We start from the raw sequence: 10,752 nt of genomic DNA, 5'->3' as shown, positions 1-10,752 counted from the left end.
ATCAACGTACCCAGATCATCACTCGACCCACGCGACTTCGACGACAGATTCGTCAGAACCTGCGCCCCCATGTCGAACTTCATTCAATCCCCCTGCCGAGCTGCATCAACTCATCTTCCCTCATGCCTATCAACTTCTCGGCTCCTGATGCAATTGGGGCCAACGGTGCTGTTGAGAGGCTGTGACAGAACCAACGGCGGCGAGCTTCACGGCGCAGGCGCGACCGCAGGCGCGACCACGTGCGCGACCGCAACTACCGTGTGCGCGACCGCACGCACGACTACAGACCGCCGCCGACGGATCGCCGCCGGGCGGATCCGGGCGGATCCGGTGCTGCCGGGGCGCCGGTTGTTCATGCTCTGAGACAGAATGCCGTTTGGCACAAGCCGTGTCGCCGCCGGCCACTATTCACATCCGCGCCTGCTGCACAGCTCTTTCACGTCCGCACCATGTGTGCGGACCGCGCGACGACTCATGGAGTGCAGATTGACTACTACGACGTTCCGCTCTCGTATAACCGCCCGGATCGGGCGCACCTATCTGTCCAGGATCCAGAAGTACGGGATCGGATCCTCGACGGTCCGGTTGCTCCCCGACGACCTGCTGATGATGCTGCGCAGGAACGGCCTCGACCCGGTGGACAAACTGGCCAGGACCCGGGCGAAGCGGCCGGTGCACAAGGTCTCGCTGCCGTTCGGTATGGACGCCTGGGTGGTCAGCGGCTACGAGGAGTCGAAGGCCGTTCTCGGTTCGGCCGACGGGTTCAGCACCGACTTCGCCCACCTCGCGACGAACGCCGGAGTGGCCGCCGAGCAGAGTCCCGGCGGGCTCGGGTTCAGCGATCCTCCCGTGCACACGCGACTGCGCCGCATCCTGACCCCGGAGTTCACGATGCGCCGGCTGCGGCGCCTGACCCCCAGGATCGATGCCATCGTCGAGGAGCGCCTCGACGCGATGGCGTCCGCCAGGGGCCCGGTCGACCTGGTGCAGGAGTTCGCGCTGCCGATCCCCTCCCTCACGATCTGCGAGCTGCTCGGGGTGCCCTACGAGGACCGCGACGACTTCCAGCAGCTCGCCATGGACCGCTTCGACCTCTTTGCCGGAACGACCGCACCCTTCGGCGCGATGTCGGAGTCGCTGGAGTACTTCAGGGGTGTCGTCAAGGCACAGCGCGAGAAGCCGGGCGACGGCCTGCTCGGCATGATCGTGCGGGAGCACGGCGACCATGTCGACGACGAGGAACTCGCGGGCCTCGCAGACGGCGTGCTCACCGGCGGGTTCGAGACGACCGCCAGCACGATCGCCCTCGGCTCTCTCGTACTGCTGCAGAACGCGGACGTTCTGGAGCGAATACGCACCGACGACGCCATGACCGCCCCCTTCGTCGAGGAGGTGCTGCGCTACCTCTCCGCGGTGCAGATCGCCTTCCCCCGGTTCGCCCGCCGCGACATCGAGATAGGCGGTGTGGTCATCCCGCAGGGCGACATGGTGCTCTGTTCGCTGAGCGGCGCCAACCGCGATGCCGGGTACGTCACGGACGACGGGCGCTTCGACCCGCACCGCACCCCGTCGGGCGGCCACCTCGCCTTCGGTCACGGCATCCACCGCTGCGTAGGCGCCGAACTGGCCCGCATGGAACTGCGTACCGCCTACCCGGCCCTGGTCCGCCGGTTCCCCGGGATGCGGCTCGCCGTTCCGCCCCAGGACCTGGCCTTCCGCAAGCTGTCCATCGTCTACGGCATCGAATCGCTGCCGGTGCACCTGCGCTGAGAAGCCCGTACCGGGGGACTCCATCAGGCCCACCGGCGCCATGGCGAGCGCGAGCGCGTACGGCGCCACGCTCGTCAGTGTGTCCGAGGGAGGCCCCGGGCGCTCCCCCGGCACTCGACGCGCCGGGACGTGATGCTCCCTCGGCACTCGGTACGAGGGCCGGGGCGCCCCTTCAGCGCCTCCTCAGCACTCGATGATGTTCACCGCGAGCCCGCCGCGCGCCGTCTCCTTGTACTTCACGCTCATGTCCGCACCCGTCTCCTTCATGGTCTTGATGACCTTGTCGAGGGAGACCTTGTGGCTGCCGTCACCGCGCAGCGCCATCTTCGCCGCCGTCACAGCCTTGACCGCGGCCATGCCGTTGCGCTCGATGCACGGGATCTGGACGAGACCGCCGACGGGGTCGCAGGTCAGGCCCAGGTTGTGCTCCATGCCGATCTCGGCGGCGTTCTCGACCTGCTCGGGGGTGCCGCCGAGGACCTCGGCGAGGGCGCCCGCGGCCATCGAGCAGGCGGAGCCGACCTCGCCCTGGCAGCCGACCTCGGCGCCGGAGATGGAGGCGTTCTCCTTGAAGAGCATGCCGATGGCCCCGGCCGCGAGGAGGAAGCGGACGACGCCGTCCTCCTTCTCGGCCTCGGTGGCGCCGCCGGCCGCGAAGTTCATGTAGTAGTGCAGCACCGCCGGGATGATGCCCGCGGCGCCGTTGGTGGGCGCGGTGACGACCCGGCCGCCCGCCGCGTTCTCCTCGTTGACCGCCATCGCGTAGAGGGTGATCCACTCCATCGCGTGGGTCTGCGGGTCGCCCTCGGCGCGCAGCTGGCGGGCGGTGGTCGAGGCGCGGCGGCGGACCTTGAGGCCGCCGGGCAGGATGCCCTCGCGGGACATGCCGCGCGAGACGCACGCCTGCATGACGCGCCAGATGTCCAGCAGGCCCGAGCGGATCTCGTCCTCGGTGCGCCAGGCCCGCTCGTTCTCCAGCATCAGCGAGGAGATGGACAGGCCGGTGTCCCGGGAGAGCCGCAGCAGCTCGTCGCCGGTGCGGAAGGGGTACTTCAGCACGGTGTCGTCGAGCACGATCCGGTCCTCGCCGACCGCGTCCTCGTCGACGACGAAGCCGCCGCCGACCGAGTAGTAGGTCTTCTCCAGGAGCGGGGCGCCCTCGCGGTCGAAGGCAAAGACCGTCATGCCGTTGGCGTGGTACGGGAGGGCCTTGCGGCGGTGCAGGACCAGCTGCTCGTCGGCGTCGAAGTCGATCTCGTGCATGCCGAGGAGGTTGATCCGGCCGGTGGTGCGGATCTGTTCCACCCGCTCGTCGGCGGATTCCACGTCGACGGTGCGCGGCGACTCGCCCTCCAGGCCGAGCAGGACGGCCTTGGGGGTGCCGTGGCCGTGACCGGTGGCACCGAGCGAGCCGTACAGCTCGGCGCGTATCGAGGCGGTGTGCGCGATCAGGCCCTCGTTCTTCAGACGGCGCGCGAACATACGGGCGGCGCGCATCGGGCCCACCGTATGGGAGCTGGACGGGCCGATGCCGATCGAGAACAGGTCGAAGACCGAGATGGCCACGGGTGACTCCTCAGGGGTTGGTAGACATCGTCGTCTGCCGGTGGTGCGGTACATGCCGGGCCGGGCGGCCCGAAGAGCGGGGGCATGGGGCGGGGCACCGCGCTCACTGTTCAGTGTGCGCGGTGCCCCGCCCCAACGTGTTGCCGGAACGTGTCCGGACTACTTCAGGCCGGGGTACAGCGGGAACTTCTCGGCCAGCGCGACGACACGGGCCTTCAGCGCGTCCGCGTCGTACGACGGCTTGAGCGCGGCGGCGATGATCTCCGCGACCTCGGTGAAGTCCTCGGCCTGGAAACCGCGGGTCGCCAGGGCCGGCGTACCGATCCGCAGGCCCGAGGTGACCATCGGCGGCCGCGGGTCGTTCGGGATGGCGTTCCGGTTGACCGTGATGCCCAGCTCGTGCAGCCGGTCCTCGGCCTGCTGGCCGTCCAGCTCGGAGTTGCGCAGGTCGACGAGGACCAGGTGGACGTCCGTACCGCCGGACAGCACGGAGACACCGACCTCGGTGACGTCCGGCTGGACCAGGCGCTCGGCGAGGATGCGGGCGCCGTCCAGGGTGCGCTGCTGGCGCTCCTTGAACTCCTCGGTCGCCGCGACCTTGAACGAGACCGCCTTGGCCGCGATCACGTGCTCCAGCGGACCACCCTGCTGGCCCGGGAAGACCGCCGAGTTGATCTTCTTGGCGAGTTCCTGCGTCGACAGGATGACGCCACCGCGCGGACCGCCGAGGGTCTTGTGCGTGGTGGTCGTGACGACGTGGGCGTGCGGCACCGGGTTGGGGTGCAGACCCGCGGCCACCAGACCGGCGAAGTGCGCCATGTCGACCATCAGGTACGCCCCGACCTCGTCCGCGATGCGGCGGAAGGCGGCGAAGTCCAGCTGGCGCGGGTACGCGGACCAGCCGGCGACGATCAGCTTCGGCTTGGACTCCTTGGCCAGCCGCTCGACCTCGGCCATGTCCACGACGCCGGTCTCGTCGACGTGGTACGGGACCACGTTGTAGAGCTTGCCGGAGAAGTTGATCTTCATGCCGTGGGTCAGGTGGCCGCCGTGGGCCAGGTTCAGGCCCATGATCGTGTCGCCCGGCTTGAGCAGTGCGAACATCGCGGCGGCGTTGGCCTGCGCACCGGAGTGCGGCTGGACGTTCGCGGCCTCGGCGCCGAACAGCGCCTTGATACGGTCGATGGCGATCTGCTCGACGACGTCGACGTGCTCGCAGCCGCCGTAGTAGCGGCGGCCCGGGTAGCCCTCGGCGTACTTGTTGGTGAGGACGGAGCCCTGGGCCTCCATGACCGCGACCGGAGCGAAGTTCTCCGAGGCGATCATTTCGAGGGTGGACTGCTGTCGGTGGAGCTCGGCGTCGACAGCGGCGGCGACGTCCGGGTCCAGCTCGTGGAGGGAGGAGTTGAGAAGCGACATCAGGTGGTCCCTTGGGGTCTTTAGTTGCCGGAGAACTCGGTGTACTCGTCGGCGGAGAGCAGGTCCTTCGGCTCCTCCGCGACGCGTACCTTGAACAGCCAGCCGCCTTCGAAGGGAGCGGAGTTCACCAGCGACGGGTCGTCCACGACGTCCTGGTTCGCCTCGGTGACCTCGCCGGTCACCGGGGAGTACAGGTCGCTGACCGACTTGGTCGACTCCAGCTCACCGCAGGTCTCGCCCGCGGTCACCGTGTCACCGACCTTGGGCAGGTCGGCGTAGACGACATCGCCGAGCGCGTTGGCTGCGAATTCGGTGATGCCGATCGTGGCCACACCGTCCTCGACGGCCGACAGCCACTCGTGCTCCTTGCTGTAACGCAGCTGCTGGGGGTTGCTCATGACCTGAATTCTCCTGTACGCGGGGGAGTGCTGATGAACGGTGGTCTTACGGTGTGAGACGCGACTGCGTCACTTTCCGAGGTGCGCGGACGTCACTTCTGGCGCTTGTAGAACGGCAGCGCCACGACCTCGTACGGCTCGTGGCTGCCCCGGATGTCCACTGCGATGCCCGCGGTGCCGGGCGTGGCGTGCGCGGCGTCGACGTACGCCATGGCGATCGGCTTGCCCAGGGTGGGCGACGGGGCGCCCGAGGTGACCTCGCCGATGACCTCGCCGCCGGCGGTCACGGAGAAGCCGGCGCGCGGCACCCGGCGGCCCTCGGCGACCAGCCCGACCAGCTTGCGGGGCGGGGCGGTCTCGGCGTGCCCGGCGGCGGCCTCCAGGGCCTTGCGGCCGACGAAGTCGCCCTCCTTCTCGAACTTCACGACCCGGCCGAGACCGGCGTCGAACGGGGTCAGCGCCGTCGTCAGCTCGTGCCCGTACAGCGGCATGCCCGCCTCCAGGCGCAGCGTGTCGCGGCAGGAGAGCCCGCACGGGATCAGGCCGTGGGAGGCGCCCGCCTCGGTCAGCGCCCTCCAGAGCTGCTCGGCGTGCTCGGGGGCGACGAACAGCTCGAAGCCGTCCTCGCCGGTGTAGCCGGTACGCGCGATCAGCGCGGGGACACCCGCGACGGTGCCGGGCAACCCGGCGTAGTACTTCAGGCCGTCCAGGTCGGCATCGGTGACGGCTGCCAGGATGGCGGGGGACTCGGGGCCCTGGACGGCGAGCAGCGCGTACGCGTCGCGGTCGTCGCGCACCTCGGCGTCGAAGCCCTCGGCCCGCGCCGTCAGCGCGTCCAGCACGATCTGGGCGTTGCCCGCGTTGGCGACCACCATGTACTCGGTCTCGCCCAGCCGGTAGACGATCAGGTCGTCCATGATGCCGCCGTCCTCGGCGCAGATCATGGTGTAGCGGGCGCGGCCCACGGCGACCGTGCCGATGTTGCCGACCAGCGCGAAGTTCAGGAAGGCCGCGGCCGCGGGGCCGGTGACGGTGATCTCGCCCATGTGCGACAGGTCGAAGAGACCGGCCCTGGTGCGCACCGCGTTGTGCTCGTCGCGCTCGCTGGCGTACCGCAGGGGCATGTCCCAGCCCGCGAAGTCGGTCATGGTCGCGCCCAGCGAACGGTGCAGGGCATCGAGGGCGGTGAGGCGGGGGGCGGTGCTCATGGATATGACTCCCGGGGCATGACGACGAGGACGATCCCTCCCCATCTGTCATCGGAACCTGAGAGGTTCGCCGAGAGCCCCTGGAAGGGTTTCGGCTTGCACCTTGGGTGGAGCCGCGCAGCGGCCCGCTTTTCAGATCTGCCTCATCCACGCGGTACGGGGCCTGAGAGATTCAAGGGAGGAACTTGCTCCTTCGGCGCCCGGCACATGCGGTGACCGGAACTCTCCCGCGCGGATTCGAACGGCCTTTATGCAGTTGGCCGGGTCATCATCGCACGCATCGCGCCGGAGTGGGGCGTCGGTCCCCCACCGGAATTCAGCGGCGCGGACGGTTGTGCCGCATTACCTTTTCTTTACACTTCATGGGCATACGTGGGGTGAGCCGACAGGGGGAGCGCGATGACGTTGCAGCGGTACGCGACGACCGCGGGGGTCGCGCACGGCGCGATGCCCGCACAGCCGGGGGTCCCGGCGAGACGAGCGGCGGGCACGCACGCGCCCGTGGTGCGGGATCTGCGGGAGCGGTCCGGGCGCACCCCGAGCGGCCTGTGCTTCGCCCCGGGCGATGTGGTGGTGGTCTCCGGCCTGCCCGGCAGCGGCAAGTCGACGCTCATCCGGCGGGCGGTGACGACGTCGCACGCCATCGACTCCCAGGACACCCGTGACCGCTGGGCGCGGATCATGCCCCGCTTACTCCCGTACGCCCTCTACCGCCCGCTCGTCCGCGCCGCCCACTACTGGGGGCTGTGGCGGGTGCTGCGCTCCGGGGAGTCCGTCGTCGTCCATGACTGCGGGACGCAGTCGTGGGTGCGCGGCTGGCTGGCCCGTGCCGCCCGGCGCCGGGGCCGGGCCCTGCACCTCGTCCTGCTCGACGTCACGCCGCAGACCGCCAAGCAGGGCCAGCGCGAGCGCGGACGTGGCGTATCGGGATACGCCTTCGCCCGGCACCGCAGGGCGGTGGGCAGGCTGCTGAGGGCGACCGAGACGGGCCTGCTGCCCCCCGGGTGCGCCTCGGCGGTGCTGCTGGACCGGGAGGCCGCGGGGCGGATCGGCCGGATCGTCTTCACGGACGGGCGGCTCGGGGCCGGGCGTTAATCTTCTGCCGGAAAGCGTGGGCGAGAAAGGGAAGCAGTGGACATCCCGGCACAGGTCCAGTCCCATCCGCAGGGCGGATGGCCGGCCAATGAGCTCGAAGAGATACTGATGGCCTCGGTGGGCGTCCCCGAAGCGGGCGGACGGCTCGTCGAGGTGCTCGGACGCAGCGAGGTCTGGGTGCCGCTGCCCAACGGCGGCGGACCCGACTCGGCGGACCTGGACCTGCCGACGCTGGAGATCGAGGGCGGCGCGTACGTCCCCGTGTTCAGCTCCGAGCAGCAGTTCCTCGCCTGCGTCGGCAGCCACATGTCCTTCACCGTCGCGCCCGCCCGCGACTTCGCCCGCGGTCTGCCCCCGCAGCTCGGCATCGCCGTGAACCCCGGCGGCGCGGTCGGGGTGCCGCTGCCGCCCCCCGCCGTGGCCGAACTCTGCCGGGCCGGGCGCACCGCGCTGGACGGCCCGGCCGGCGGTGGCAGGGTCCGGATGTACGAACCGGACTGGAAGGAGGAGCCGGTCGACTTCCTCGCCGCGGCGGCCGGCGAATTCGAGGAGAGCGGCGTCGTGCTCTCCGCCCGGCGGGCGCTGGCCAGCATCGAGGGCGGCGACCCCGTCCTCTTCGTCGGCGTCGAGCTCTCCACCTGGGAGGGTGCGGGGCACAATGCCCCGATGGACGCCCTCGGCCGCGCTCTGGGGCGGGTCGAGGTGCCCTGGCCGGTCAATCTCGTACTGCTCGATGTGGCACAGGACCCGGTCGGCGACTGGATGCGCGAGAAGATCAAGCCGTTCTACCGGCGGGCGGGCCAGTAGCCCCCGGCGCGGCCCCCGCAGCGGCCACCGGCGTGGAACACCGCTTCGACCCATGGCGTCAAGTCGGTGTCAGGACCGGCGCATAAGCTGGTTTCATGGCTGGTGCCTCGGCATCATGCCGCGCCCGTGTGCCCGGGAGCGGCCGGCCGACACAGTGGATCGAAGAGGGGCGGGACCAGGTGAGTGCGTCAGGCACCGCGGCGGCCGGGCAGGTCGAGCACATGCTGCGCCAAGTGACGCCCGGGCGCTACGACGCGTACGAGGCACTGCTGAAGGCCGTCGCGAACGGCCGGATCTGGATGCTCCTCTGGCACGGTCAGGCGGGCTCGCCCGACGCCCAGTACGGGAACATGGAGGTCGACGGCCTCGGCTACGCCCCCTGTGTGACCTCCGCCCAGGAGCTCTCGGCCAGCGGCTGGAACCGCGCCCATGAGCTGGTCGGCGGCCTGGACATCGCCCGCGCCCTCTTCCCCGACCGCTGGGGGATCTGGCTCAACCCGCACGCCCCCGGCGGTGGCGTCGGCATCCCCTGGCTGGACCTGCGCCGGATCGCCACCGGCCTCGACCGGATGCCCGCGGGCCCGCTCCGGCTCACCGAGCCGGCGATCGAGATCCCGCAGTTCTACGCCCTGCTCACGCAGAACGCCCACCGCACCCCCGCGATCCGCTCGCTGCGCCGCGCCTGGGTGCAGCCCGCCCTCGGGGCCCCGTACCTCACCATCGGCCTCGACCTCTACGACACGAGCCCGCCCTCGGTGGACGCGGCGCGCGCGATGATGCAGCAGTCGATCTCCGCCGTTCCGGACGGGCTGCCCGTCTCCACCGTCGCGATGTCCGACGAGTACGACCCGGTCGCGATGTGGCTGCGCGCCAACGCCCGCCCGTTCTACGACCGCGAGGCGCACGCCCCGGCGGCTCCTGCCGCGGGCTACGGCTACCCGCCGCAGGGCACGTACTGACCCTTTCGGGGTCGTTGCACCCCGCGGTCCGGAAGTGCGTTTGTGTACTGGATTCCCGTAACGCGGCCGTAAAGCGCCAACTCCCCGAATGTGTATGCGCGTTCACCGCCCGGTACCTCGTCCGGCCGGCTCGTGTCCGAGTTCTCCGGGCTGAGTACATCTGGTGGTGAAAGCGCCGCGAATCTGCGCGCCTGCCCCCCTTACGCCTCAACTGACCTGTGTTCGGGGGGCGTTCACATCCGTCCGGATAACGGAACACCCAGGACCGCATCACGGTTAGGCATCCATTCGTCTGCCGGTCTGGCTACCTGTGGTGACGGCAATGAAGACTCCCGCAGCAAGGGCGTCTTGCCGCCTCTGTGTACGACTGACTGATCGCGCCGCCACAGCGGCCAGTTCGGCCCGGCCACCGCCGGTTGAGAGGGGTCCTTGCCACGATGACGGCACCACTGCAAGAGCCGACCAAGGAAGCGGATCCGGTCGCGGCCGGCGGTCCCGCAGTCGACTCCGGGGTGAAGAAGGTCGAGGGACGGTCTCTCAAGCAGATCGCCTGGAACCGCCTGAAGCAGGACAGAGTCGCTCTGACGGGTGGCATCGTTGTCCTCGTCCTGGTCGTGGTGGCGGTCTTCGCGCCCCTCATCGTCGGGCTGCTGGGGCATCCGCCGAACGAGTTCCACCAGGACATGCTCGACCCGCTGACCAACCTCCCCACGGGAGACCTCGGCGGTGTGAGCAGCGACTACCTCTTCGGCGTCGAGCCCAACAAGGGGCGCGACGTGTTCAGCCGGATCGTCTACGGCGCCCGGATCTCGCTGCTCGTGGCGTTCCTGGCGGCCCTGGTCGCCGTCGCCCTCGGCACTCTCTTCGGGATCGTCGCCGGCTACTTCGGCGGCTGGGTGGACGCGCTGATCAGCCGGATCATGGACGTGCTGCTGTCCTTCCCGCAGCTCCTCTTCATCATCTCCCTGGTCTCGGTCCTCCCCGACGATCTGCTGGGGCTGACCGGCAGCGGCGTACGCATCGCCGTACTCGTCGCCGTCATCGGCTTCTTCGGCTGGCCGTACGTGGGACGCATCGTCCGCGGGCAGACGCTCTCGCTGCGCGAGCGCGAGTACGTGGAGGCGGCGCGCAGCCTCGGCGGCGGACGCACGCACATCCTCTTCCGCGAACTGCTGCCCAACCTGGTGGCGCCGATCACCGTCTACGCGACGCTCATGATTCCCACCAACATCCTCACCGAAGCGGCCCTCAGCTTCCTCGGTGCCGGTGTCCGGCCGCCCACCGCCTCCTGGGGCGGGATGCTGCGGGACGCACTGGAAACGTACGAGCACGACCCGATGTTCATGGTCTTCCCCGGCGTGACGATCTTCATCACCGTGCTGGCCTTCAACCTCTTCGGGGACGGGCTGCGCGATGCCCTGGACCCCAAGGGGACCCGATAACCCACGACTTGCCCCTGCCGCATCGTCAGGTGGCTTTTCCCATGGTTCTCCGGCAAGCAACGGCCTGGGACCGCGATCTCGGAGGTTG

Annotated in this window: 9 protein-coding genes and 1 riboswitch; of the genes, 5 read left to right on the top strand and 4 right to left on the bottom strand. The window is 69.9% G+C overall.

All coding sequences use genetic code 11. The annotated features are described in order from the left end of the window. Positions 1-486 precede the first annotated feature (486 nt). Positions 487-1,770 (top strand): cytochrome P450, encoded by a 1,284-nt coding sequence (locus tag IE107_RS31315; protein ID WP_229867383.1) that lies wholly within the window; start codon positions 487-489, stop codon positions 1,768-1,770. A 183-nt stretch (positions 1,771-1,953) separates the two neighbouring features. Here the strand turns inward: IE107_RS31315 and IE107_RS31310 are convergent, their stop codons facing one another. From IE107_RS31310 to gcvT, 4 genes are all read right to left on the bottom strand, one after another. Then, positions 1,954-3,336: an L-serine ammonia-lyase gene (locus IE107_RS31310; protein ID WP_189547743.1), complete on the bottom strand. Its 1,383-nt coding sequence runs from the start codon at positions 3,334-3,336 to the stop codon at positions 1,954-1,956. Between the two features lie 159 nt (positions 3,337-3,495). Beyond that, positions 3,496-4,755, bottom strand: a complete 1,260-nt coding sequence (gene glyA, locus IE107_RS31305; protein WP_072486820.1) for a serine hydroxymethyltransferase — start codon at positions 4,753-4,755, stop codon at positions 3,496-3,498. A gap of 20 nt (positions 4,756-4,775) precedes the next feature. Beyond that, on the bottom strand, positions 4,776-5,153 hold the full coding sequence (gene gcvH / locus IE107_RS31300) for a glycine cleavage system protein GcvH (protein ID WP_189547742.1): 378 nt from the start codon (positions 5,151-5,153) through the stop codon (positions 4,776-4,778). Positions 5,154-5,245: 92 nt separating this feature from the next. Beyond that, a complete protein-coding gene (gene gcvT, locus IE107_RS31295) occupies positions 5,246-6,361 on the bottom strand; it encodes a glycine cleavage system aminomethyltransferase GcvT (protein WP_189547741.1) in 1,116 nt (371 codons plus the stop codon). Between the two features lie 142 nt (positions 6,362-6,503). Next, a riboswitch (glycine riboswitch) is annotated at positions 6,504-6,601 on the bottom strand. A gap of 159 nt (positions 6,602-6,760) precedes the next feature. On the opposite strand from gcvT, the gene IE107_RS31290 reads away from it, so the two are divergent. From IE107_RS31290 to IE107_RS31275, 4 genes are all read left to right on the top strand, one after another. Further along, positions 6,761-7,456 (top strand): AAA family ATPase, encoded by a 696-nt coding sequence (locus tag IE107_RS31290; RefSeq protein ID WP_189547740.1) that lies wholly within the window; start codon positions 6,761-6,763, stop codon positions 7,454-7,456. Between the two features lie 36 nt (positions 7,457-7,492). Further along, the gene (locus IE107_RS31285; RefSeq protein WP_189547739.1) at positions 7,493-8,263 is read left to right on the top strand and encodes an enhanced serine sensitivity protein SseB; all 771 of its coding nucleotides are present in this window, start codon (positions 7,493-7,495) and stop codon (positions 8,261-8,263) included. Between the two features lie 179 nt (positions 8,264-8,442). Further along, entirely contained in the window at positions 8,443-9,222 is a 780-nt protein-coding gene (locus tag IE107_RS31280) for an enhanced serine sensitivity protein SseB C-terminal domain-containing protein (RefSeq protein ID WP_189547738.1), read from the top strand. 437 nt (positions 9,223-9,659) lie between these two features. Next, the gene (locus IE107_RS31275; RefSeq protein WP_189547737.1) at positions 9,660-10,664 is read left to right on the top strand and encodes an ABC transporter permease; all 1,005 of its coding nucleotides are present in this window, start codon (positions 9,660-9,662) and stop codon (positions 10,662-10,664) included. Positions 10,665-10,752: the final 88 nt, after the last annotated feature.

It is taken from the genome of Streptomyces gelaticus (assembly GCF_014649535.1).
GTDB lineage: Bacteria > Actinomycetota > Actinomycetes > Streptomycetales > Streptomycetaceae > Streptomyces > Streptomyces gelaticus.
This window is presented reverse-complemented; position numbering and strand designations above follow the sequence as displayed.